The organism is Brucella sp. 22210 (assembly GCF_052045675.1).
Classification (GTDB): Bacteria; Pseudomonadota; Alphaproteobacteria; order Rhizobiales; family Rhizobiaceae; genus Brucella.
In genome coordinates this window covers 185,073-206,464 of sequence record NZ_JBQEPD010000009.1, presented here as the reverse complement: position 1 = coordinate 206,464, position 21,392 = coordinate 185,073, and the positions used below count along the sequence as shown (strand labels likewise).

The window sequence follows — 21,392 nt, the reverse complement described above, 5'->3', positions numbered from 1 at the left end:
ATCATGCCTAAACGCGTTCTGCAGGGCGTTGTCGTCAGCGATAAGAACGACAAGACTGTTGTGGTTAAGGTTGAGCGTCGCTATTCGCATCCGCTCCTCCAGAAGACCGTGCGTCAGTCGAAGAAGTACAAGGCGCATGACGAAAACAACCAGTTCAAGGTTGGTGATTCCGTTTCCATCCAGGAATCGGCTCCGATCTCGAAGGACAAACGCTGGATCGTTCTGACGAACGAAGCAGCGGGCTAAATTACAAACACGCAGCTTAGGTAGGGCAGGAGCCCTTAACCAGCTGAAGGAAAAGAAGGCGGCCAGTCATGATTCAGATGCAAACAAACCTCGACGTGGCGGATAACTCCGGCGCACGTCGTGTCATGTGCATCAAGGTGCTGGGCGGCTCGAAGCGGCGTTATGCTTCCGTTGGCGACATCATTGTGGTGTCGATCAAGGAAGCTATTCCGCGCGGCCGCGTCAAGAAGGGTGACGTGATGAAGGCGGTTGTTGTACGCACCGCCAAGGACATCCGTCGTCCGGACGGCAGCGTAATTCGTTTTGATAACAACGCAGCTGTTCTCATCGATAACAAGAAAGAGCCTATCGGCACGCGTATCTTCGGACCGGTTCCGCGCGAACTTCGCGCAAAGAACCACATGAAGATCATCTCGCTGGCTCCGGAAGTTCTGTAAGGAAGCACAACGATGCAAAAGATTCGCAAAGGCGACAGCGTTGTCGTGCTGTCCGGTAAGGACAAGGGCCGTAAGGGCGAGGTCCTTAAGGTTATGCCTAAGGACGAGCAGGCGCTCGTACGCGGCATTAATATTGTGAAGCGTCATCAGCGCCAGACCCAGACCCAGGAAGCCGGCATTATCTCCAAGGAAGCGCGGATCCACCTGTCCAACCTGGCTATTGTTGATCCCAAGGACGGCAAGCCGACCCGCGTCGGTTTCCGCGTTGAGGACGGCAAGAAGGTTCGTGTCGCAAAACGTTCTGGAGCGCTGATCGATGGCTGAAGCTAAGGCACTTCCACGCTTCAAGAAGCTTTATCAGGATAATATCCGTAAGGCTCTGCTTGAAGAGTTCAAATACGACAACGAGATGCAGATTCCACGCATCACCAAGGTTGTCCTCAATATGGGCGTTGGCGAAGCCACCGGCGATTCGAAGAAGCCGTCGGTAGCCGCAGAAGACCTCAGCCAGATTGCTGGCCAGAAGGCCGTCATCACGCGCGCCCGTAACTCGATCGCAACCTTCAAGTTGCGTGAAGACATGCCGATCGGCACGAAGGTCACCCTTCGCCAGGACCGCATGTATGAATTCCTTGATCGTCTGGTTACGATTGCTCTTCCTCGCGTTCGCGACTTCCGCGGCCTGAACCCGAAGAGCTTTGACGGACGTGGCAACTTTGCCATGGGCATCAAGGAGCACATCGTGTTCCCCGAAATCAACTACGATAAGGTTGATCAGATCTGGGGCATGGACATCATCGTTTGCACGACCGCCAAGACGGATGATGAAGCGCGCTCTCTTCTGCGTGCATTCAACTTCCCGTTTCGGCAGTAACGGCAAGCGTAGCGAGGTATAGATAACATGGCCAAGACTAGCGCAGTCGAAAAAAACAAGCGCCGCGAAAAGTTGGTTAAGCGTCATGCTGAAAAGCGTGCACGCCTGAAGGCGATCGTAATGGATCAGGGCCTTCCGCTGGAGGAGCGCTTCCGCGCCACTATCCGGCTTGCCGAACTGCCGCGCAATTCATCGAAGGTTCGTATTCGCAATCGTTGCGAAGTATCGGGCCGTCCGCGTGGTTATTACCGTAAACTGAAGATGTCGCGTATCGCGCTTCGTCAGTTGGGTTCGCTCGGTCAGATCCCGGGCATCGTCAAGTCGAGCTGGTAAGGAGTAGCATATGTCTGTGTCAGATCCTCTCGGCGATATGCTGACCCGTATCCGCAACGCAGTAGGCCGCAAGAAGACCAAGGTTACGACCCCGGCTTCGAAGCTGCGCGCTCGCGTTCTCGATGTTCTTCAGTCTGAAGGTTACATCCGCGGATATTCGCAGAGCGAATTCGTGAACGGCAAGGCTGAGATCGAAATCGAGCTGAAGTATTATGAAGGTGTTCCGGTTATCCGTGAGATCAGCCGCGTATCGAAGCCTGGTCGTCGCGTTTACGTGTCGGTCAAGTCGATCCCGCAGGTCGCGAACGGCCTCGGCATCTCGATCCTCTCGACGCCGAAGGGCGTAATGGCGGATCATGAAGCCCGTGAACAAAACGTTGGTGGTGAGCTGCTCTGCCGCATCTTCTGATGCGGTTGACAGCGAACAGATAAAAGACAGGTATAAAAATGTCTCGTATCGGTAAAAAACCCGTGCCGGTCCCGGCAGGCGTGACCGCCAGTGTTGATGGGCAGATCGTCAAGGCCAAGGGCGCGAAGGGGGAACTCTCCTTCGTCGTGCACGATGAAGTTCTGGTTAAGCTGGAAGACGGCGCTGTCAGCGTCGATCCGCGCGATCAGTCTAAGGAAGCTCGTTCGAAGTGGGGCATGTCCCGCACCATGATCTCCAACATTTTTGTTGGCGTGAAGGACGGCTTTGAAAAGAAGCTCGAAATCAGCGGCGTTGGTTACCGCGCTGCCATGCAGGGCAAGAACCTGCAGCTTTCGCTCGGCTTCAGCCACGAAGTGGTCTATGACGTGCCTGCTGGCATCACTGTTGCTGTACCGAAGCCGACGGAAATCGTCATCAACGGTATCGACAAGCAGCAGGTCGGTCAGGTCGCGGCTGAGATCCGCGAATATCGCGGCCCCGAGCCTTACAAGGGCAAGGGCGTCAAGTATGCGGGCGAGAAGATCGTTCGCAAAGAAGGCAAGAAGAAGTAAGGGAAGCGCGTCATGGCATCGCCAAAAGAAACTTTGCAGCGTCGCGCTGCTCGCGTGCGCCGTCAGCTCAAGTCTGCCGCCAACGGCCGACCACGCCTCAGCGTACATCGCTCTTCGAAGAACATCTACGCCCAGATCATCGACGACGTCCGCGGCGTTACGCTTGCGGCCGCTTCGACCCTCGATGGCGACCTCAAGGGCAAGCTCAAGACCGGTGCAGACCAGGCAGCGGCAGCTGCTGTCGGCAAGCTGGTTGCTGAGCGCGCCGTCAAGGCTGGCGTCAAGGACGTAGTGTTCGACCGTGGTGCATTCATTTTCCACGGCCGCGTGAAGGCTCTCGCCGAAGCTGCCCGCGAAAGCGGCCTCAGCTTCTAATAGAAGTTTGTGCTTCCGGAAAAGAAAAAAGGAAATCAGGATATGGCACAGAGAGAACGTAACCGCGAAGACCGCGGTCGCGAGGAGCGCGACAGCGAGTTCGTTGACAAGCTCGTTCACATCAACCGCGTAGCCAAGGTCGTCAAGGGCGGCCGTCGCTTCGGTTTTGCTGCTCTCGTCGTCGTTGGCGATCAGAAGGGCCGCGTAGGCTTCGGTCATGGCAAGGCACGTGAAGTGCCGGAAGCTATCCGTAAGGCTACCGAAGCTGCCAAGCGCGACATGATCTTCGTTCCGCTGCGTTCGGGTCGTACTCTGCATCATGACGTCGAAGGCCGTCATGGCGCTGGCAAGGTTCTGCTCCGCGCAGCTCCTGCCGGTAAGGGTATCATCGCCGGTGGTCCGATGCGTGCAGTGTTCGAAACGCTCGGCGTTCAGGACGTTGTTGCCAAGTCGCTCGGTTCGTCGAACCCGTACAACATGGTTCGCGCGACGTTTGATGCCCTCAAGCATCAGATGCATCCGAAGGATATCGCGGCACAGCGCGGCATCAAGTACTCGACCCTTCAGGCTCGCCGCCATGATGTGGTCGGTTCGGAAGAATAGCCGATAGTTTGTGTTAGTCCGGGGCCTGGCAGTTTCTGCAAGAAGTTGCATTCGATACTGAGCCGGGCCACCGGATACGCCATAGACAAAGGATTTGAGTGATGGCTGAGAAGAAGGGTAAGACGGTTACGGTCGAACAGATCGGAAGCCCTATCCGTCGTCCAGCCGAGCAGCGTGCAACGCTGATCGGTCTCGGACTTAACAAAATGCACCGCCGCCGCACGCTGGAGGATACTCCTTCGGTTCGTGGCATGATCGCCAAGGTTCAGCATCTCGTCCGCATCGTGGACGAGGCCTGATAACGCAGGGGATAGAGACATGAAACTCAACGATCTGCGTGACAAGCCAGGTTCCGTCAAGGCTCGCAAGCGCGTTGGCCGTGGTATCGGCTCGGGCACCGGCAAGACCGCTGGCCGCGGCGTCAAGGGTCAGAAGTCCCGTTCGGGCGTCGCGATCAATGGCTTCGAAGGCGGCCAGATGCCAATCTACCGCCGTCTGCCAAAGCGCGGCTTCACCAACATCTTCGCAAAGAGCTTCAACGTTGTGTCGCTCGGCCGTGTTCAGGCCGCTATCGACGCCGGCAAGCTGGATGCCAAGGCTGTTGTGAACCTCGAAGCGCTGAAGGCTGCTGGTGTGATTCGTCGCGCCAAGGACGGCGTTCGCATTCTTTCGGATGGCGAACTGAAGGCTAAGGTAACCTTTGAGGTTGCTGGCGCTTCCAAGTCGGCAGTCGAGAAAATCGAAAAGGCTGGCGGTAGCATCAAGCTTCCTGAAGCCGCAGCTGCCGAATAAGGCTTCTGCACTAAAATTATAAGCGGCGGCCCAGAGCGATTCCGGATAAATGCAATGCATTTTTCTATTTGGAATTGCGATAAAAACTGGGCCGCCGCTTGCACATTTATGCCAATGCGCATATCTGGGTTGGGTCTTCTTGTCCGTGAGGACGCGGGTTGAATAAACGCGTGTCGATGGGAGTAGGGGACCGGAGACTTTTCACCGGAGAAATTTAATGGCATCGGCTGCTGAACAGCTAGTTTCCAATCTCAATTTCTCGGCTTTTTCGAAAGCTGAAGAACTCAAGAAGCGCATCTGGTTTACTCTGGGCGCTTTGCTCGTATATCGGTTCGGCACCTATATTCCGCTTCCAGGAATCAATCCTGACGCTCTTGCGCAGGCTTTCCAGCAGCATAGCCAGGGTGTGCTCGGACTTTTCAACATGTTCGCCGGTGGCGCTGTAGGTCGTATGGCCATTTTCGCGCTCGGCATCATGCCTTACATCTCGGCCTCCATCATCGTGCAGCTCATGACGTCGGTTGTTCCGTCGCTTGAAGCGCTGAAGAAGGAAGGCGAGGCGGGCCGCAAGATCATCAATCAGTATACGCGTTACGGTACAGTGCTTCTGGCGCTCGTGCAGGCCTACGCCATTTCGGTTGGCTTGCAGTCGGGCAACGGCATCGTCATGAATCCGGGACCGTTCTTCATCGTTTCATCGGTGATTACGCTTGTTGGCGGCACCATGTTCCTGATGTGGCTCGGTGAGCAGATCACCGCGCGCGGTATCGGTAACGGTATTTCGCTGATCATCTTCTCGGGTATCGTTGCAAACCTTCCGCATGCCATTTCCGGCACGCTGGAACTGGGCCGCACCGGTGCGCTGTCGACGGGCCTCATTCTGGGCGTTATCGTGCTCGCAATCGCGCTGATCGCGGTCATCGTGTTCGTCGAGCGTGCGCAGCGCCGCCTGCTGATCCAGTATCCGAAGCGTCAGGTTGGCAACCGCATGTTCCAGGGCGATACTTCGCACCTGCCGCTGAAGCTCAATACCGCAGGCGTGATTCCGCCGATCTTCGCATCGTCGCTGCTGCTGCTGCCTGCGACCGTGGCTGGCTTTGCCAACACGACGGAAATGCCTTCCTGGGCAACCACGATTCTCAACGCGTTGGGCCATGGACAGCCGCTTTACATGCTGTTCTACGCTGGCTTGATGGCGTTCTTCTGCTTCTTCTATACGGCCATCGTGTTCAATCCCAAGGACACGGCTGACCAGCTCAAGAAGCATTCCGGCTTCATTCCGGGCATTCGCCCCGGTGAACGGACTGCCGAATATATAGACTATGTGTTGACCCGCATCACGGTTGTCGGCGCCATCTATATTATGCTTGTCTGTCTTCTGCCGGAATTCCTGATTTCCGCGACCGGCGTGCCATTCTATCTTGGTGGTACATCGCTGCTGATCGTTGTGAGCGTGACGCTCGATACGGTTGCGCAAGTTCAGGGACATCTTATCGCCCATCAGTATGAAGGGCTGATCAAGAAGTCCAAACTCAGAGGTGGGAAACGCAATAAATGAGACTGATACTTCTTGGGCCGCCCGGAGCAGGTAAGGGGACGCAGGCTGGACTTCTTACCAAGAAGCATGGAATTCCGCAGCTTTCGACTGGCGACATGCTGCGTTCGGCAGTCGCTCAGCAGAGCGAAGTCGGAAAGCGCGCCAAAGCAGTCATGGATGCCGGTCAGCTGGTATCCGACGAGATCGTCAACCAGATCGTGTCGGAGCGCATTGATGCTCCGGACTGCGCGAACGGTTTCATTCTCGACGGCTACCCGCGTACCGTTCCGCAAGCTGAAGCTCTCGGCGGAATGCTCGCAAATAAAGGCCTGAAGCTTGATGCTGTCATCGAGCTGAAGGTTGATGAGAATGCCTTGGTCAAGCGGATGGAGAGCCGCGTGGCCGAAACGATCGCCAAGGGCGGTCAGGTGCGCTCGGATGACAATCCGGAAGCTTTCCGCAAGCGTCTTGTCGAATATCGCGAAAAGACCGCACCGCTTTCAACCTACTATGCCGGGACTGGCGAATTGCGTGTCCTCAACGGTATGGCTCCGGTTGAAGAAGTTACCGCTGAAATCGAGAGAATTCTCGTTCCGGCATAAGGCTTTTCAAAGCCTTGGACTATCGCATCGGCCCTGAGATCGGGATCGGTTTTTGTAGAGCACGATGCGCTGATACAAACACGGGCAGAGAAACGCTTTGCGGTTCTCTGCCCGTTTATTGCTTCCAGAAGTCGCTTTAATTGTCTGTCAGGCCGGTTTGATGGCTTTACGGACAGTTAAGAGTTGACTTTTTCGGGCGATTCCGTCAAAGACTGCGCCACTTCATTTGGTTTTGAATGGCAGGTAGCGGCGGAAATCGAAAAGAGGCCGATATCGGTCATTTTATGCTGTCTGGGAGATTAGTCTTTCAGGCGGAAGTGATTAACATTAAGGAGAACAGACGTGGCACGTATCGCTGGCGTCAACATCCCGACGAACAAGCGCGTTGTTATTGCGCTTCAGTACATCCACGGGATTGGACCGAAATTTGCTCGGGAAATCGTAACGAAGGTTGGCATTGCCGACGATCGTCGCGTTAACCAGTTGACGGATGCTGAAGTCCTTCAGATCCGCGAAGCAATCGATGCTGACTACCAGGTCGAAGGTGACCTGCGTCGTGAAGTTTCGATGAACATCAAGCGCCTGATGGACCTGGGTTGCTACCGCGGCCTGCGTCATCGTCGTTCGCTGCCGGTTCGCGGCCAGCGCACGCACACCAACGCACGCACCCGTAAGGGTCCGGCGAAGGCTATCGCAGGCAAGAAGAAGTAATTTCGACGGAACGTTTTCGTTCCGTCGGGCCTTTCCGGTGCGCCGGTTGGGTTTGATACTGGTTCTTTCTTGAGGACCGGTGTAGCCGCTGGAATTACGGCGGTGTAGAGATCGATTGAAAGGACTATCATGGCCAAGGAAGCCACGCGCGTTCGCCGTCGCGAGCGTAAAAACATCTCGTCGGGCGTTGCCCACGTAAATTCGACGTTCAACAACACCATGATCACCATCACGGATGCTCAGGGCAATGCTATTGCCTGGTCTTCCGCAGGTGCTCAGGGTTTCAAGGGTTCGCGTAAGTCGACCCCGTTCGCCGCACAGATCGCTGCCGAAGATTGCGCCAAGAAGGCTCAGGAACACGGCATGCGCTCCCTCGAAGTCGAGGTTTGCGGACCGGGCTCTGGCCGTGAATCTGCGCTGCGCGCCCTTCAGGCTGCCGGCTTTGTGATCACGTCGATCCGCGATGTTACGCCGATCCCGCACAACGGTTGCCGTCCGCGCAAGAAGCGCCGGGTCTAATCCTCGTTCACATGCTGTAAGAGCCTCGGATTTCATCCGGGGCTCCTCTGCGGTTTCTTCACTTGATCGCTACGATAGGATGGTAGCGACGATTGATAGAGGGATACTCACATGATCCAGAAGAACTGGCAGGAACTGATCAAGCCGAACAAGGTGGAATTTTTCACCCACGGCTCCCGCACGCATGCAACCGTCGTTGCTGAACCGCTGGAACGCGGCTTCGGTCTGACGCTCGGTAATGCTCTGCGTCGCGTGCTTCTGTCGTCGCTGCGCGGCGCTGCCGTGACCGCCGTACAGATCGACGGCGTTCTGCATGAATTCTCTTCTATTCCGGGCGTCCGCGAAGACGTGACGGATATCGTTCTGAACGTCAAGGAGATCGCCATCCGTATGGAAGGCGAGGGCCCGAAGCGCATGGTCGTCCGCAAGGAAGGCCCAGGCGCCGTTACGGCTGGCGACATTCAGACTGTCGGCGATGTCGAAATCCTTAACCCGGATCACGTCATCTGCACGCTGGACGAAGGCGCTGAAATCCGCATGGAATTCACCGTCAACACCGGCAAGGGTTATGTGCCTGCCGACCGCAACCGTGCGGAAGACGCTCCGATTGGGCTTATCCCGGTCGACAGCCTGTATTCCCCGGTTCGCAAGGTGTCGTACAAGATTGAGAACACCCGTGAAGGTCAGGTTCTCGATTATGACAAGCTGACGCTGAACATCGAGACCAACGGTTCGGTTACCGGCGAAGACGCAGTGGCTTACGCTGCTCGTATTCTCCAGGACCAGCTGGCGATCTTCGTCAACTTCGAAGAGCCTCAGAAGGAAGCTCCGCAGGAACAGGTTGCGGAACTGGCTTTCAACCCGGCTCTGCTCAAGAAGGTGGACGAGCTCGAACTGTCTGTCCGTTCGGCAAACTGCCTGAAGAACGACAACATCGTCTACATCGGCGATCTGATCCAGAAGACGGAAGCCGAGATGCTGCGGACTCCGAATTTCGGCCGCAAGTCGCTCAACGAGATCAAGGAAGTTCTCGCGTCGATGGGTCTCCATCTTGGTATGGAAATCCCGTCCTGGCCGCCGGAAAATATCGAAGATCTCGCAAAGCGTTACGAAGACCAATACTAAGCATTGCCAGCGAAACTGCGAAGCGGTTTCGCGTCGGACAATGCGTAAAACGAAGATAAGACCGGCATATTCCGGTACGTTACGAATTAAAGGAGAAGGCCATGCGCCACGGTAATGGACAGCGTAAGCTGAACCGCACTGCCTCGCATCGCAAGGCAATGTTCGCCAACATGGCGGCTTCGCTCATCGAGCATGAACAGATTGTGACCACGCTTCCTAAGGCTAAGGAAATCCGTCCAATCGTAGAAAAGCTTGTCACGCTCGGCAAGCGCGGCGACCTGCATGCACGCCGTCAGGCTATCTCGGCTATCCGCGACGTTAAGGTCGTGGCTAAGCTGTTTGATACCCTGGCTACGCGCTATGCAACCCGCAACGGCGGCTACATCCGCATCATGAAGGCTGGCTTCCGCGCTGGCGACAACGCGCCTCTGGCTGTTGTTGAATTCGTGGAACGCGACGTCGATGCAAAGGGCAAGGCTGACCGCGCTCGCGTAGAAGCTGAAGCTGCTGCTGAAGCCGACGCAGCGTAATCAAGGCATTTCCAGCAAAAGCGCGAAGCGTCTTTGCGTCGGATAATGCACGATTATGAGAAGAGATTAAAAAGGGCTGCCTTGCGCGGCCCTTTTTGTTTGCGCTGTTGCCGACATATGCGCTCACACATTGATGTGAGGGAAAATTACACGAGCTTTTCGCCCGTGGTCACAATGTGGCCCTTTATCCTTGGCCTCAGTTGGTTACATATGGACAAAGAGTCTCGCATGCTCCCATCGGAAGTTTTGCGGGAAGGCTGGGAAAGCGCGGAGTTTGTGCATGAATTGGCGACGTTTCGGGATTACGGGCATCATTCTGGCATCGATTGGCATGGCATGCCTGCCAGCTTCAGCGCAGGACGCGCCAGCGGCACCGGGAAAACAGATACCGCTCAGCCGCGGTGATATGCAGCTTTCCTTCGCGCCATTGGTGAAGGAAACCACACCCGCCGTTGTTAATGTCTATGCTGCGCGACAAGTGCAGGCACAGGCGCGCTCGCCGTTTGCAGGCGACCCGTTCTTCGAACAGTTCTTCGGCAGGCAGTTCGGCGATAGCAAGCCGCGCATACAGCAGTCGCTTGGCTCGGGCGTTATTGTCGATGCATCAGGCATTGTCGTGACCAATAATCACGTCATCAAGGATGCGGACGAGATCAAGATTGCGCTGGCTGATGGTCGCGAATTCGAAAGCAAGCTTTTGCTGCGCGACGAGACGACCGATCTGGCTGTGCTGAAGATCGAGTCCAAGGAAAAATTCCCGGTTCTGTCGCTCGGCAATTCCGACGAGGTGGAAGTGGGCGATCTGGTGCTTGCTGTCGGTAATCCGTTCGGCGTCGGCCAGACTGTGACGAGCGGTATCGTGTCGGCGCAATCGCGCACGCAGGTTGGCATTTCTGATTTCGACTTCTTCATCCAGACCGATGCCGCCATCAATCCGGGTAACTCCGGCGGCGCTTTGGTGGATATGCGCGGACGGCTGATTGGTATTAACACAGCAATCTATTCGCGTTCGGGCGGTTCTGTCGGCATCGGCTTTGCCATTCCGTCCAATATGGTGCGTGCGGTTATCGATGCGGCGCAGCGGGGCAGTTCCAGTTTTGAGCGCCCCTATATTGGTGCGACCTTCCAGGGCGTGACGGCTGATCTGGCCGAGGGCCTTGGTATGGAAAAGCCCTATGGCGCTTTGATTACCGCTGTCGCCAAAGGCGGGCCTGCGGAAGCTGCCGGTTTGAAGGTTGGCGACGTGGTGCTCTCCGTGCAGGGCGCACGCGTGGATAATCAGGATGTGCTGGGCTATCGCCTGTCGACCGCAGGGATCGACAGCACGGTTTCCGTTGCGATCCTGCGCGGCGGCGAAAATGTCACCGTGCCGGTCAAGCTGACCAAAGCGCCGGAGGTGAAGCAGACAGCACCTCTCGTTATCGAGGGGGATAATCCCTTCTCCGGTGCGGCGGTGCAGGAACTGACGCCTGCCACAGCTACCAAACTGCGTCTGAAGAGCGATGTAAATGGTGTAGCTGTGATGGACGTTTATTCCGGTTCGCCCGCTGCACGGCTGGGGCTGCGCCCGGGCGATATCATTCGCAATCTCAATGGCAACGTGATCCGCAGTGTGACCGATCTTTCTTCGGTTCTGAATGCCGGCCGTGGTCTGGCATGGCGCATGGAAATCGAACGCAACGGTACGCTTCTGCGCCAGTTCGTTCGATAAACCCGCTACGAAAAGTTGCATGCCGCTTCAGGTAAGATTATGCCTGAAGCGGCATTTTATTTATCGACCGAGTTATCGAATGAGCGATCTTTTTTCATCGGCCTCAGATCCGAATGCGGACCGTAATCGTCCGCTGGCGGATCGCTTGCGGCCGAGGCACTTGTCTGAAGTGACCGGTCAGGAACATCTGACGGGACCGGAAGGCGTGCTGACGCGCATGATCGAATCTGGTTCGCTCGGTTCGATGATTTTCTGGGGCCCGCCCGGAACCGGTAAAACGACGGTCGCTCGCCTGTTGGCGGGCGAAACCGATCTGGCCTTCGAGCAGATTTCGGCGATCTTCTCCGGTGTGGCCGACCTTAAGAAAGTCTTCGAGACGGCCCGTGCGCGGCGCATGTCCGGGCGTCAGACCTTGCTTTTTGTCGACGAGATTCATCGCTTCAATCGTGCGCAGCAGGATTCGTTCCTGCCGGTGATGGAAGACGGCACCGTTATCCTGATCGGCGCGACGACCGAGAACCCGTCATTCGAACTCAACGCCGCTCTTCTATCGCGGGCGCGGGTGCTGACCTTTCATCCGCATGACGCAGAGAGTATCGCAACGCTGCTGATCCGCGCCGAGGAACAGGAAGACCGTTCGTTGCCGCTGGATGAAGAGGCGAGGGCTAGTCTGATTCGTATGGCCGATGGTGATGGCCGTGCTGCGTTGACGCTGACCGAAGAAGTCTGGCGCACTGCGAGACCGGACGAGGTCTTTACCGCCGAGAAACTTCAGGATGTGGTACAGCGTCGTGCGCCGGTTTACGACAAGAGCCAGGACGGGCATTACAACCTGATCTCGGCGCTGCACAAATCGGTGCGGGGCTCTGATCCTGATGCGGCGCTTTATTATCTATCGCGCATGTTCGATGCGGGCGAAGATCCGCTCTATCTGGGGCGGCGTCTTGTGCGCATGGCGGTTGAAGATATCGGGCTCGCCGATCCGCAGGCGCTCGTGATTTGCAACGCCGCCAAGGACGCCTATGATTATCTGGGGTCGCCGGAAGGCGAGCTGGCGCTGGCGCAAGCATGTGTTTATCTCGCCACGGCACCCAAATCGAACGCAGTTTACATGGCTTACAAAGCCTCCATGCGCGCAGCCAAGGAGCATGGTTCTCTTGTGCCGCCAAAGCACATTCTCAACGCTCCAACCAAGCTGATGAAGAATGAGGGCTATGGCGACGGTTACGCCTATGACCATGATCAGCCGGATGCATTTTCGGGGCAGGATTATTTCCCGGAAAGCCTTGGGCGGCAGAAATTCTACGACCCGCCGGAACGCGGTTTTGAGCGCGATATCCGCAAGCGGCTCGACTACTGGGCACGGCTGCGTCAGGAGCGTCAGGGTAGGGGCCGCTAGAGCGGTTCTTGACCTGACGGCAATATCGGAACCGCTCTATCCATTTGTTTTCTTGCATTATCTAGCGCATAGAAGCGGGATCAGAAATCAGTCCAGTGGACTGATTTCCCCGCGTAGGCGCTTCGTACTTTTGCTGGAAATGCTCGAAGAACCTGCCCGGTTGAAACTCAACGCATGAGTGCCGGATAGGTGAAGAACAATGCGTGGCTCAGATTCAGCAGAAAATGCACTGCGATTGATGAGGTCAGCCGGCCTGTCTTGTAATAGGCTGTACCGTAAAAAATCCCGGCAACACCCGCCAGCGCGATATAGCTCCAGCCGCCATCAAAGTGCAGAAAACCGAACAGGATTGCTGCGATCGTGATCGCAAAGGCTGGATGCCAGCCACGATAGTGGGAATAGGCTAGCAGGCGTCCCTGTATCATGCCGCGAAACAGCACTTCTTCTGCAAAGGCAACGAAGACAAGATTGTTGATGGCCCAGATGCTGAAATAGGGCATGATCTTCGGGTCGAACTTGATATAGCCGATGGCCAGTGCCGCCGGAATCAAGGTGATAAGGCAGCCACCCCACATCAGGCCTATGATCTTCAGGGTGTAAGCTGTCCCCGCTGGCTTTATCGGGGCGTCAAATTCGGTTCCAGATGTGAAAAATCGCCCACTGAGAGCGAGAAGGATCGCGGCCGCTGTCTTGTCCAAGTTCAGATACATGGAAAACGGCACACCGCCAGCCGACATCACCACAGCATCAATGACTTTTGTGTTGTGAAAACCCAGCACATAATGAAGGAAAAATGCGACACTCGCTACGACCACAATCAGGTCTGCAGCCCACTCCGTCCAGGGAAACCGGCGATACATGCTCTCGCGGAGAATGTTGAACCGCCAGCGCGTAAGGATCGCGAATATTGCCAGCGCCAACAGGCCTACCAGAGAGATGGACTCTCCGAGCAATGCTGTGATGAACACGGCGATCAGGAGAGCGAGGGCGACAATTTCATGTCTGGTTACAAGTGCGATGACGGATGCCGCCAGAAATATATAGGTAAATCCATAGGGAATAAAATATTGCATATAGCTCATAATTCATTCTCCAATTATTTATAAAAATACTAATTGAATGTTTATTTTCTAGAAATTCCAAAATTTTTATCAAATATTACTAGCATGATTTTATGTTTATTAATTCGTGCATCAATGCATTTATTCAATAATATTTCTTATTTCGGCGAAAACATTGGTTATCAGAATGAATTTTATCTTCCAGGCCGGATGTCGCGCACGCGAAGCGGTGTATTCAGGTTAATAGGAAGTTTACTTTTACATTTTATCAATTTTTACAATTTGACGAGGTTTCCCATGATGCGCGTTTTGTGTCTCGTAGCGCTCGTGATCCTTGGAGGCTGTGCGACCGCCCCACGGCAGGTCAGCAATGTATGCGCAGTCTTCGATCAGCGTGACGGTTGGTTTAACAATTGGCAGAGTGCCGCGACGCGTGTATCGCGTGAGTTCGGCGTGCCTGTTCCTGTTCTTATGGCGACGATCTATACGGAATCGGGCTTCCAGCCCTATGCGAGGCCGCCTCGCACGAAGATTCTCTGGATTATTCCATGGAAACGGGCATCCAGCGCTTATGGCTATTCACAGGCGCTGAGCGGCACCTGGGAGCGCTACAAGCGTGAGACCGGCCGTTGGACCGCTTCGCGCACCAACTTTGCCGACGCCATCCACTTCATCGGCTGGTATCACTATCAGAGCTATCAGAAAAACGGCATCAATCGTGGCGACGCCTACAGCCTCTATCTGGCCTATTACAGTGGTCATGGTGGTTATGCACGCGGGGCTTGGCGCGGCAACGCCACGGCGCTCAACGGAGCAAAGCGGGCGCAGGCAATGGCCAATCGCTACGCGGCGCAGTTGCGTTCTTGTGGCGGTATTAGCTAAAAGATGAGGACGGTGGATTCAAATACGAGATTTGGAACACCATCCGGCCTTAATCGCAATTATCATGCGCGCGGAATCGCAAATTGAGGATGACCTTTGCATGTTGAAAAGAATCGGTATCGCCCTGATTGGAGCCACTTTGCTGGCGGGCTGCACCACTGACCCATATACGGGCGAACAGAAGATGTCGAACACGGCGGGCGGGGCGGCAATCGGTGCTGCTGTGGGCGCTCTGGGCGGCCTCATGGTTGGCGGTTCCAGCCGCGCACAGCGCAATGCCGTGCTGATCGGCGCGGGTATCGGCGCGCTCGGCGGCGGCGCTATCGGCAACTACATGGATCGTCAGGAAAGCGAACTGCGTGCCCAGTTGCAGGGCACCGGTGTTTCCGTGACGCGTAACGGCGATCAGATTATCCTGAACATGCCATCGAGCATCACGTTCGACACGGATCAGGATCAGGTCAAGAGCCAGTTCTATCCGACGCTGAACTCCGTGGCCATCGTGCTGCGCAAGTTCAACCAGACCCTCGTTGATGTTCTGGGTCACACCGACTCGACAGGTAGCGCCAGCCATAATCAGGATCTGTCGCAGCGTCGCGCCGGATCGGTGGCGAGCTATCTCGGCTCACAAGGCATTGATCCACGTCGCTTTGCAATCATCGGTTATGGTGCAAGCCAGCCAGTGGCCACCAACGCCACGCCGGATGGTCGCGCTCAGAACCGTCGCGTTGAAATCCAGATTTCGCCGCTGCGAGCTGCAAGCTAACACTTCGGCAGACAGAATCGGGTCGTCCAGGCCCGTCATATTGAACGCAGTTCTTCGCAAGAAGGGCTGCGTTTTTGTTTGTTTGAACCGAATCGTTGTTCTGTCAGAAGCGCCTGAGTGGCTTAAAGCGTGGATAGGCTTTTTATTTTACCTATGTCTAATTGTAGAGAACAATAATGGAACAAAATAATAATATCCAATAATTTCCGTGTGTTATCTGTATTGCCAAATGAGAACAAAACAGATACAAATAGATATGAGCGATGAGCCTGCCGGGCTTCTAGCGGGACAAGAGGATGGTGTAAGATGTCTCAGAATTCATTGCGACTTGTTGAGGATAATTCAGTGGACAAGACTAAGGCACTTGATGCGGCGCTGTCACAGATCGAAAGAGCGTTCGGCAAAGGCTCGATCATGCGCCTGGGTCAGAACGACAAGGTGGTCGAGATCGAAACCGTATCGACCGGCTCGCTCTCTCTGGACATCGCGCTGGGTGTAGGCGGCTTGCCCAAGGGCCGTATCGTTGAAATTTACGGGCCGGAAAGCTCTGGTAAGACCACGCTCGCGCTGCACACGATTGCCGAAGCGCAGAAAAAGGGCGGCATCTGCGCATTCGTTGATGCGGAACATGCACTTGATCCTGTCTATGCACGTAAGCTCGGTGTGGATCTGGAAAACCTGCTGATTTCGCAGCCCGATACCGGCGAGCAGGCGCTTGAAATTACCGATACGCTCGTGCGTTCCGGCGCGATTGACGTTCTGGTCGTGGACTCCGTTGCAGCGCTCACGCCGCGTGCGGAAATCGAAGGCGAGATGGGCGATTCGCTGCCGGGCCTTCAGGCTCGTCTGATGAGCCAGGCGCTGCGCAAGCTCACAGCTTCGATCTCGCGCTCAAACTGCATGGTCATCTTCATCAACCAAATCCGTATGAAGATCGGCGTCATGTTCGGTTCGCCTGAAACGACGACCGGCGGTAATGCGCTGAAGTTCTATGCTTCGGTTCGTCTCGATATTCGCCGCATCGGTTCGATCAAGGAACGTGATGAAGTTGTCGGCAACCAGACCCGCGTGAAGGTGGTGAAGAACAAGCTCGCTCCTCCCTTCAAGCAGGTTGAATTCGATATCATGTATGGTGCCGGTGTTTCCAAGACAGGCGAACTGGTCGATCTTGGTGTGAAAGCAGGCGTTGTCGAAAAGTCGGGCGCTTGGTTCTCCTATAATTCGCAGCGTCTCGGTCAGGGCCGCGAAAATGCGAAGCTTTATCTGAAGGAGAATCCAGAGGTTGCGCGCGAAATCGAAACGACGCTTCGTCAGAATGCCGGTTTGATCGCGGAACAGTTCCTCGATGATGGCGGTCCGGAAGAAGACAGCGGGTCCGACGCAGCGGAGATGTAATATCCGCAGGAGGTTCGACCCGAGCCTCAAGTACCGCTTGAAAGTTGGAAGCCCTGTGCTGTTGCGCGGGGCTTCACTTTTTTCAGTCGCAGCTTGATTAGAATTCAAAAGCACCGCTGAAGGTGCTTTCTCCGGGTGAATTTGCCTTTATGGCGCACGCTGCTTATCTGGACAGAAAAGCAGCACATCGTTAAAAGCGGTCAACCGAAGAACTCCACTTCACGTCTTTGCAGTACGAGAGGGGAGTAATGCCTGCGGTTTCCGTTATTTGTTGGCGGTATGCAGGTGCAAAAGACAATCGATGCAGCCTTTGAAACAGGGTGCATCAATGCAGGGCAAGAAAAGCCCAAGGGTGAATTATGGCTGGCGTCAACGAGATAAGGTCCACATTCCTCGATTACTTCCGTAAGAACGGACATGAAATCGTTCCGTCGAGTCCGCTCGTACCGCGCAATGACCCGACACTCATGTTCACCAATGCGGGCATGGTGCAGTTCAAGAATGTGTTCACGGGTCTGGAACATCGCGCCTATAATCGCGCGACCACCTCGCAGAAATGCGTTCGCGCTGGCGGCAAGCATAACGATCTCGACAATGTGGGCTACACCGCGCGTCACCACACTTTCTTTGAAATGCTGGGCAATTTTTCGTTCGGCGATTATTTCAAGGAAGATGCCATCAGCTTCGCCTGGAACTTGATCACCAAGGAATTCGGCCTGCCGAAGGATAAGCTGCTCGTCACCGTCTATCACACGGATGAGGATGCCGCGAATTACTGGAAGAAGATCGCCGGTCTGAGCGATGACCGCATTATCCGCATTGCCACCAGCGATAATTTCTGGGCGATGGGCGATACGGGTCCATGCGGCCCGTGTTCGGAAATCTTCTTTGATCACGGCGATCACATCTGGGGTGGACCTCCCGGATCGCCTGACGAAGATGGCGACCGCTTCATCGAGATATGGAATCTCGTTTTCATGCAGTTCGAACAGGTGACGCCGGATCAGCGCATTGATCTGCCGCGTCCGTCGATCGATACCGGGATGGGTCTGGAACGCGTTGCGGCAGTGCTGCAGGGCGTGCATGACAATTATGACATCGACCTGTTCAAGGCGCTGATCCGCGCTTCGGAAGAAGCAACTGGTATCAAGGCTGAAGGCGATTTCCGCGCCAGCCATCGCGTGATCGCCGACCATCTGCGTGCTTCGAGCTTCCTGATTGCCGATGGCGTGCTGCCCTCGAATGAAGGTCGTGGCTATGTGCTGCGCCGCATCATGCGTCGCGCCATGCGTCATGCCCAGCTTCTGGGTGCGAAAGAACCGTTGATGTGGCGTCTGCTGCCGGCGCTCATTCGCGAAATGGGTCAGGCCTATCCAGAACTTATCCGCGCTGAAGCGCTGATTTCGGAAACGCTGAAGCTGGAAGAAACCCGTTTCCGCAAGACGCTGGAACGTGGCCTCGGCCTGTTGTCCGATGCATCGGAAAAGCTGGTTGAAGGTGACCGTCTCGATGGCGAAACTGCTTTCAAACTCTACGACACCTATGGTTTCCCGCTTGATCTGACGCAGGATGCGCTGCGCCAGCGCGGCATCACTGTCGATACGGACGGCTTCTCCACCGCCATGGAACGCCAGAAGGCCGAGGCTCGCGCCAATTGGGCCGGTTCGGGCGAAGCTGCAACCGAGACGATCTGGTTCGGCATCAAGGACAAGGTCGGCGCGACGGAATTCCTCGGTTATGAAACGGAAAGCGCTGAAGGCGTTATCGCCGCTCTGGTGCGCGACGGCGCGGAAGTGCAGTCGGCCTCCGAGGGTGAGACCGTCGCCGTCGTGGTGAACCAGACGCCGTTCTATGGCGAATCTGGCGGCCAGCAGGGCGACACCGGAACGATTTCCGGTGAAGGCTTTGTCATTACCATCAAGGACACGCATAAGAAGGGCGAGGGCGTCTTCGTTCATATCGGCGAAGTTGCCAAGGGCACTGCGAAGACCGGCGAAGCCGTTGAACTGAAAGTCGATTCGGACCGCCGCACGCGCATTCGCTCCAACCATTCGGCCACCCATCTTCTGCATGAAGCCCTGCGCGAAACGCTGGGTAGCCATGTGGCGCAGAAGGGTTCGCTTGTCGCGCCTGACCGTCTGCGCTTCGACTTCTCGCACCCGAAGCCGATTTCGGCTGAGGAACTGGCCAAGGTTGAAAACATGGCCAATGAGATCATCCTGCAGAACGCGCCGGTTTCGACGCGCCTGATGGCTGTGGACGATGCGATTGCCGAAGGCGCAATGGCGCTGTTCGGTGAAAAATACGGCGATGAAGTGCGCGTCGTTTCGATGGGCACGGCCAAGCATGGTCCCAAGTCGGGCAAGGCCTATTCGGTCGAGCTTTGCGGCGGTACCCATGTGCGCCAGACGGGTGATATCGGTCTTGTCCGCATCGTTTCTGAAGGTGCAGTTGCAGCCGGTGTTCGTCGTATGGAAGCGCTGACGGGTGAGGCCGCGCGCCTCTATCTCGAAGAGCAAGATGAGCGCGTGAAGGCAATCGCCAGCGCGCTGAAGACCACACCTGCCGAAGCGCTTGAACGCGTCAATGCCCTGATGGACGAGCGCAAGAAGCTTGAGCGCGAACTGTCGGATGCACGCAAGAAGCTGGCGCTCGGCGGCGGTTCGTCGGAAGGCGGCAGCGCGGTTGAAGCTGTGAACGGCGTCAACTTCCTCGGTAAGGTCGTGACCGGCGTTTCGCCACGCGATCTGAAGCCGCTGGCCGACGAAGGCAAGAAGCAGGTCGGTTCCGGCGTGGTTCTGTTCATCGGCGTCGGTGAAGATGGCAAGGCCAGTGCGGTTGCTGCCGTGACGGAAGATATGGTTGGCCGTTTCAGTGCTGTGGATCTCGTGCGTGCAGCTTCGGCAGCACTCGGCGGCGCCGGTGGCGGCGGTCGCCCGGATATGGCGCAGGCCGGTGGTCCGGATGGCGACAAAGCCGACGCTGCTATAGCAGCGGTCAAGGCGCTGATCGTCTAACTCAAATTAGAGAGGCCGGGGCAACCCGGCCTTTTTCTTTGTGGCTTAGGCTGCATGAGCTGTGCGGCTGTCGTCGGGCGCTTCGCGGCGCTCATCCAGCCCGTAGTCGCGAACCACGCTGGCAACACGCAGACGATAATCTTCAAAAACGCCGCTGCGTCCCTTGGTCTGAGCGATGCGATGCGAGGGAAGGTTACGCCAGGCGCGCACCGCCTCTTCATCACGCCAGAAGGATAAAGAGAGCAGCTTGTCCGGTTCCACAAGGCTTTGAAAGCGCTCGATTGAGATGAAGCCGTCGATGCGGTTGAGATCCTCCCGCAGGCTTGCCGCTATATCCAGATATTGTTCGCGCCGTTCGTCATCGGCGGGCCATACTTCGAAGATGACTGCAATCATGGCTTTTTCAACTCCGCGCCGGGTCCAGATTGCAACTTGAGAAAGATGCGATCCTCAGACCGGATGAATTGTTCCCGGCGCGCAAATTCGTAATTCTCGCGTCCCAGCGGGTCGGCTGCCAGCCGCGCCCGATAGGCCTCGTAAGCAGCGAGGTTCTCCAGAGAATAAACGCCATAGGCCGTCGTGGCCGAACCTTCATGCGGGCCGAAATAGCCGATCAGTTGCGCGCCACAACGTGGAATGGCTTGTCCCCAATTACGCGCATATTCGGCAAAGGCATCCGCTTTGAATGGGTGGATCTGGTAGCGGATGAAACAGGTGATCATGCGGGGGTCTCCTTGATATGCATGCTTTTGATGGAGACACTGTAGCGCTTGAACGACAATGACACTTCGGTTACGATCGAAGTATGAAAGATGGACCGATCATAGCTTCCGTCGCCTCTCTTCTCGGTGATCCGGCACGCGCAAATATGCTGACTGCGCTGATGGATGGGCGTGCCCTGACCGTCAGCGAACTGGCGGCTGCGGCGGGCGTGACGCTACAAACGGCGAGCGGGCATCTGTCGAAGCTTGATGCCGCCAACCTGCTGGTTGCGGAAAAACAGGGACGCCATCGTTATTTTCGCCTGTCGGGCACAGATGTGGCGCAGGTGCTGGAAGGGCTGATGGGACTTGCCCAGCGAACAGGTGCGGTGCGTGTGCGCACGGGGCCGAAGGACGAAGCATTGCGCAAAGCGCGCATTTGCTACGACCATCTGGCAGGCGAGCGCGGGGTTGAGATGCTCGATGCGGCGCATAAGCTCCGCCTGATTGATGATGCGGATGAGCCGGTGCTAACGGATGAGGGAAAGTCGTTCTTCACCTGCCTGGGTGTTGACGTGACGGCGCTGGAACACGGCAAGAGGCCTGTGTGCCGCCATTGTCTTGACTGGAGCGAACGGCGCAACCATCTGGGTGGCGCACTTGGCGCAGCGCTTCTGAATAATTTCATTGCACGTGGTTGGGCCAGACGCGCTGAGGGGCGGGTGATCGCATTTTCACCCACCGGTGCGCAGGCCTTTAAGAGCACGTTCTCGATTGAAGCGCAGCCGACTTGAA

General features: G+C 56.2%; 27 protein-coding genes. 24 read left to right on the top strand and 3 right to left on the bottom strand.

Going from position 1 to position 21,392, the window contains the following annotated elements; translation table 11 throughout:
• The first annotated feature begins 3 nt into the window (after positions 1 to 3).
• From rpsQ to ACTJKP_RS13995, 19 genes are all read left to right on the top strand, one after another.
• The gene (rpsQ, locus tag ACTJKP_RS14085; protein ID WP_078340777.1) at positions 4 to 246 is read left to right on the top strand and encodes a 30S ribosomal protein S17; all 243 of its coding nucleotides are present in this window, start codon (positions 4 to 6) and stop codon (positions 244 to 246) included.
• Between the two features lie 68 nt (positions 247 to 314).
• On the top strand, positions 315 to 683 hold the full coding sequence (rplN, locus tag ACTJKP_RS14080; RefSeq protein WP_004683923.1) for a 50S ribosomal protein L14: 369 nt from the start codon (positions 315 to 317) through the stop codon (positions 681 to 683).
• Positions 684 to 695: 12 nt separating this feature from the next.
• Positions 696 to 1,007 carry a 50S ribosomal protein L24 gene (gene rplX, locus ACTJKP_RS14075; RefSeq protein ID WP_440631085.1) on the top strand — a complete coding sequence of 104 codons (312 nt, stop codon included), beginning with the start codon at positions 696 to 698 and terminating at the stop codon, positions 1,005 to 1,007.
• Positions 1,000 to 1,557, top strand: a complete 558-nt coding sequence (gene rplE, locus ACTJKP_RS14070) for a 50S ribosomal protein L5 (RefSeq protein ID WP_078340779.1) — start codon at positions 1,000 to 1,002, stop codon at positions 1,555 to 1,557. Before rplX ends, rplE begins: the two co-directional genes overlap by 8 nt.
• 27 nt (positions 1,558 to 1,584) lie before the next feature.
• Positions 1,585 to 1,890: a 30S ribosomal protein S14 gene (gene rpsN, locus ACTJKP_RS14065; protein ID WP_078340780.1), complete on the top strand. Its 306-nt coding sequence runs from the start codon at positions 1,585 to 1,587 to the stop codon at positions 1,888 to 1,890.
• 10 nt (positions 1,891 to 1,900) lie between these two features.
• Positions 1,901 to 2,299, top strand: a complete 399-nt coding sequence (rpsH, locus tag ACTJKP_RS14060) for a 30S ribosomal protein S8 (RefSeq protein WP_078340781.1) — start codon at positions 1,901 to 1,903, stop codon at positions 2,297 to 2,299.
• A gap of 38 nt (positions 2,300 to 2,337) precedes the next feature.
• Positions 2,338 to 2,871 carry a 50S ribosomal protein L6 gene (gene rplF, locus ACTJKP_RS14055; RefSeq protein WP_078340782.1) on the top strand — a complete coding sequence of 178 codons (534 nt, stop codon included), beginning with the start codon at positions 2,338 to 2,340 and terminating at the stop codon, positions 2,869 to 2,871.
• A gap of 12 nt (positions 2,872 to 2,883) precedes the next feature.
• Positions 2,884 to 3,246, top strand: coding sequence for a 50S ribosomal protein L18 (gene rplR, locus ACTJKP_RS14050; protein ID WP_078340783.1), 363 nt, complete (start codon positions 2,884 to 2,886; stop codon positions 3,244 to 3,246).
• A gap of 42 nt (positions 3,247 to 3,288) precedes the next feature.
• A complete protein-coding gene (rpsE, locus tag ACTJKP_RS14045; RefSeq protein WP_006467009.1) occupies positions 3,289 to 3,849 on the top strand; it encodes a 30S ribosomal protein S5 in 561 nt (186 codons plus the stop codon).
• A 101-nt stretch (positions 3,850 to 3,950) separates the two neighbouring features.
• Positions 3,951 to 4,148, top strand: a complete 198-nt coding sequence (gene rpmD / locus ACTJKP_RS14040; RefSeq protein WP_078340784.1) for a 50S ribosomal protein L30 — start codon at positions 3,951 to 3,953, stop codon at positions 4,146 to 4,148.
• A gap of 19 nt (positions 4,149 to 4,167) precedes the next feature.
• Positions 4,168 to 4,641, top strand: coding sequence for a 50S ribosomal protein L15 (rplO, locus tag ACTJKP_RS14035; RefSeq protein WP_078340785.1), 474 nt, complete (start codon positions 4,168 to 4,170; stop codon positions 4,639 to 4,641).
• A gap of 217 nt (positions 4,642 to 4,858) precedes the next feature.
• Positions 4,859 to 6,199 carry a preprotein translocase subunit SecY gene (gene secY / locus ACTJKP_RS14030; protein ID WP_078340786.1) on the top strand — a complete coding sequence of 447 codons (1,341 nt, stop codon included), beginning with the start codon at positions 4,859 to 4,861 and terminating at the stop codon, positions 6,197 to 6,199.
• Complete coding sequence (locus ACTJKP_RS14025; RefSeq protein WP_078340787.1) at positions 6,196 to 6,780, top strand: adenylate kinase; 585 nt, start codon at positions 6,196 to 6,198, stop codon at positions 6,778 to 6,780. The genes secY and ACTJKP_RS14025 overlap by 4 nt, the downstream gene beginning before the upstream one ends.
• Before the next feature lie 342 nt (positions 6,781 to 7,122).
• Positions 7,123 to 7,491 (top strand): 30S ribosomal protein S13, encoded by a 369-nt coding sequence (gene rpsM / locus ACTJKP_RS14020; protein ID WP_078340788.1) that lies wholly within the window; start codon positions 7,123 to 7,125, stop codon positions 7,489 to 7,491.
• 129 nt (positions 7,492 to 7,620) lie between these two features.
• A complete protein-coding gene (rpsK, locus tag ACTJKP_RS14015; protein WP_002964339.1) occupies positions 7,621 to 8,010 on the top strand; it encodes a 30S ribosomal protein S11 in 390 nt (129 codons plus the stop codon).
• A 111-nt stretch (positions 8,011 to 8,121) separates the two neighbouring features.
• A complete protein-coding gene (locus ACTJKP_RS14010; protein ID WP_078340789.1) occupies positions 8,122 to 9,135 on the top strand; it encodes a DNA-directed RNA polymerase subunit alpha in 1,014 nt (337 codons plus the stop codon).
• A 101-nt stretch (positions 9,136 to 9,236) separates the two neighbouring features.
• The gene (gene rplQ / locus ACTJKP_RS14005) at positions 9,237 to 9,665 is read left to right on the top strand and encodes a 50S ribosomal protein L17 (RefSeq protein WP_078340790.1); all 429 of its coding nucleotides are present in this window, start codon (positions 9,237 to 9,239) and stop codon (positions 9,663 to 9,665) included.
• Between the two features lie 280 nt (positions 9,666 to 9,945).
• Positions 9,946 to 11,376 carry a DegQ family serine endoprotease gene (locus tag ACTJKP_RS14000; RefSeq protein ID WP_440631084.1) on the top strand — a complete coding sequence of 477 codons (1,431 nt, stop codon included), beginning with the start codon at positions 9,946 to 9,948 and terminating at the stop codon, positions 11,374 to 11,376.
• Between the two features lie 79 nt (positions 11,377 to 11,455).
• Complete coding sequence (locus tag ACTJKP_RS13995; RefSeq protein ID WP_440631083.1) at positions 11,456 to 12,775, top strand: replication-associated recombination protein A; 1,320 nt, start codon at positions 11,456 to 11,458, stop codon at positions 12,773 to 12,775.
• A 167-nt stretch (positions 12,776 to 12,942) separates the two neighbouring features.
• Here the strand turns inward: ACTJKP_RS13995 and ACTJKP_RS13990 are convergent, their stop codons facing one another.
• A complete protein-coding gene (locus tag ACTJKP_RS13990) occupies positions 12,943 to 13,857 on the bottom strand; it encodes a lysostaphin resistance A-like protein (RefSeq protein ID WP_440631082.1) in 915 nt (304 codons plus the stop codon).
• A 276-nt stretch (positions 13,858 to 14,133) separates the two neighbouring features.
• On the opposite strand from ACTJKP_RS13990, the gene ACTJKP_RS13985 reads away from it, so the two are divergent.
• From ACTJKP_RS13985 to alaS, 4 genes are all read left to right on the top strand, one after another.
• A complete protein-coding gene (locus ACTJKP_RS13985; RefSeq protein ID WP_138786847.1) occupies positions 14,134 to 14,718 on the top strand; it encodes a transglycosylase SLT domain-containing protein in 585 nt (194 codons plus the stop codon).
• A gap of 100 nt (positions 14,719 to 14,818) precedes the next feature.
• Entirely contained in the window at positions 14,819 to 15,484 is a 666-nt protein-coding gene (locus tag ACTJKP_RS13980) for an OmpA family protein (RefSeq protein WP_113533607.1), read from the top strand.
• A 306-nt stretch (positions 15,485 to 15,790) separates the two neighbouring features.
• Positions 15,791 to 16,879: a recombinase RecA gene (gene recA, locus ACTJKP_RS13975; protein WP_078340796.1), complete on the top strand. Its 1,089-nt coding sequence runs from the start codon at positions 15,791 to 15,793 to the stop codon at positions 16,877 to 16,879.
• Positions 16,880 to 17,238: 359 nt separating this feature from the next.
• Positions 17,239 to 19,896 carry an alanine--tRNA ligase gene (gene alaS, locus ACTJKP_RS13970; RefSeq protein ID WP_440631081.1) on the top strand — a complete coding sequence of 886 codons (2,658 nt, stop codon included), beginning with the start codon at positions 17,239 to 17,241 and terminating at the stop codon, positions 19,894 to 19,896.
• Between the two features lie 45 nt (positions 19,897 to 19,941).
• On the opposite strand, the gene ACTJKP_RS13965 is transcribed toward alaS, so the two are convergent.
• Positions 19,942 to 20,292: an antibiotic biosynthesis monooxygenase family protein gene (locus ACTJKP_RS13965; RefSeq protein ID WP_440631080.1), complete on the bottom strand. Its 351-nt coding sequence runs from the start codon at positions 20,290 to 20,292 to the stop codon at positions 19,942 to 19,944.
• Positions 20,289 to 20,618 carry an NIPSNAP family protein gene (locus ACTJKP_RS13960; RefSeq protein ID WP_440631079.1) on the bottom strand — a complete coding sequence of 110 codons (330 nt, stop codon included), beginning with the start codon at positions 20,616 to 20,618 and terminating at the stop codon, positions 20,289 to 20,291. Before ACTJKP_RS13960 ends, ACTJKP_RS13965 begins: the two co-directional genes overlap by 4 nt.
• A gap of 83 nt (positions 20,619 to 20,701) precedes the next feature.
• Here ACTJKP_RS13960 and ACTJKP_RS13955 point away from each other — a divergent pair, with 83 nt between their 5' ends.
• Positions 20,702 to 21,391 (top strand): ArsR/SmtB family transcription factor, encoded by a 690-nt coding sequence (locus tag ACTJKP_RS13955; RefSeq protein ID WP_440631078.1) that lies wholly within the window; start codon positions 20,702 to 20,704, stop codon positions 21,389 to 21,391.
• The last annotated feature ends 1 nt before the right edge of the window (position 21,392 follow it).

Bases quoted from the DNA above. Each gene is read 5' to 3' on its own strand.
- rplN (WP_004683923.1), top strand. From the start codon at position 315: ATGATTCAGATGCAAACAAACCTCGACGTGGCGGATAACTCCGGCGCA.
- rplE (WP_078340779.1), top strand. From the start codon at position 1,000: ATGGCTGAAGCTAAGGCACTTCCACGCTTCAAGAAGCTTTATCAGGAT.
- rpsK (WP_002964339.1), top strand. From the start codon at position 7,621: ATGGCCAAGGAAGCCACGCGCGTTCGCCGTCGCGAGCGTAAAAACATC.
- rplF (WP_078340782.1), top strand. From the start codon at position 2,338: ATGTCTCGTATCGGTAAAAAACCCGTGCCGGTCCCGGCAGGCGTGACC.
- rplR (WP_078340783.1), top strand. From the start codon at position 2,884: ATGGCATCGCCAAAAGAAACTTTGCAGCGTCGCGCTGCTCGCGTGCGC.
- ACTJKP_RS13990 (WP_440631082.1), bottom strand. From the start codon at position 13,857: ATGAGCTATATGCAATATTTTATTCCCTATGGATTTACCTATATATTT.
- rplO (WP_078340785.1), top strand. From the start codon at position 4,168: ATGAAACTCAACGATCTGCGTGACAAGCCAGGTTCCGTCAAGGCTCGC.
- rplQ (WP_078340790.1), top strand. From the start codon at position 9,237: ATGCGCCACGGTAATGGACAGCGTAAGCTGAACCGCACTGCCTCGCAT.
- rplX (WP_440631085.1), top strand. From the start codon at position 696: ATGCAAAAGATTCGCAAAGGCGACAGCGTTGTCGTGCTGTCCGGTAAG.
- rpsH (WP_078340781.1), top strand. From the start codon at position 1,901: ATGTCTGTGTCAGATCCTCTCGGCGATATGCTGACCCGTATCCGCAAC.
- rpmD (WP_078340784.1), top strand. From the start codon at position 3,951: ATGGCTGAGAAGAAGGGTAAGACGGTTACGGTCGAACAGATCGGAAGC.
- ACTJKP_RS13985 (WP_138786847.1), top strand. From the start codon at position 14,134: ATGATGCGCGTTTTGTGTCTCGTAGCGCTCGTGATCCTTGGAGGCTGT.
- ACTJKP_RS14000 (WP_440631084.1), top strand. From the start codon at position 9,946: ATGAATTGGCGACGTTTCGGGATTACGGGCATCATTCTGGCATCGATT.
- rpsE (WP_006467009.1), top strand. From the start codon at position 3,289: ATGGCACAGAGAGAACGTAACCGCGAAGACCGCGGTCGCGAGGAGCGC.
- recA (WP_078340796.1), top strand. From the start codon at position 15,791: ATGTCTCAGAATTCATTGCGACTTGTTGAGGATAATTCAGTGGACAAG.
- ACTJKP_RS14025 (WP_078340787.1), top strand. From the start codon at position 6,196: ATGAGACTGATACTTCTTGGGCCGCCCGGAGCAGGTAAGGGGACGCAG.
- rpsN (WP_078340780.1), top strand. From the start codon at position 1,585: ATGGCCAAGACTAGCGCAGTCGAAAAAAACAAGCGCCGCGAAAAGTTG.
- ACTJKP_RS13995 (WP_440631083.1), top strand. From the start codon at position 11,456: ATGAGCGATCTTTTTTCATCGGCCTCAGATCCGAATGCGGACCGTAAT.
- secY (WP_078340786.1), top strand. From the start codon at position 4,859: ATGGCATCGGCTGCTGAACAGCTAGTTTCCAATCTCAATTTCTCGGCT.
- ACTJKP_RS14010 (WP_078340789.1), top strand. From the start codon at position 8,122: ATGATCCAGAAGAACTGGCAGGAACTGATCAAGCCGAACAAGGTGGAA.
- ACTJKP_RS13955 (WP_440631078.1), top strand. From the start codon at position 20,702: ATGAAAGATGGACCGATCATAGCTTCCGTCGCCTCTCTTCTCGGTGAT.
- ACTJKP_RS13960 (WP_440631079.1), bottom strand. From the start codon at position 20,618: ATGATCACCTGTTTCATCCGCTACCAGATCCACCCATTCAAAGCGGAT.
- ACTJKP_RS13980 (WP_113533607.1), top strand. From the start codon at position 14,819: ATGTTGAAAAGAATCGGTATCGCCCTGATTGGAGCCACTTTGCTGGCG.
- alaS (WP_440631081.1), top strand. From the start codon at position 17,239: ATGGCTGGCGTCAACGAGATAAGGTCCACATTCCTCGATTACTTCCGT.
- rpsQ (WP_078340777.1), top strand. From the start codon at position 4: ATGCCTAAACGCGTTCTGCAGGGCGTTGTCGTCAGCGATAAGAACGAC.
- ACTJKP_RS13965 (WP_440631080.1), bottom strand. From the start codon at position 20,292: ATGATTGCAGTCATCTTCGAAGTATGGCCCGCCGATGACGAACGGCGC.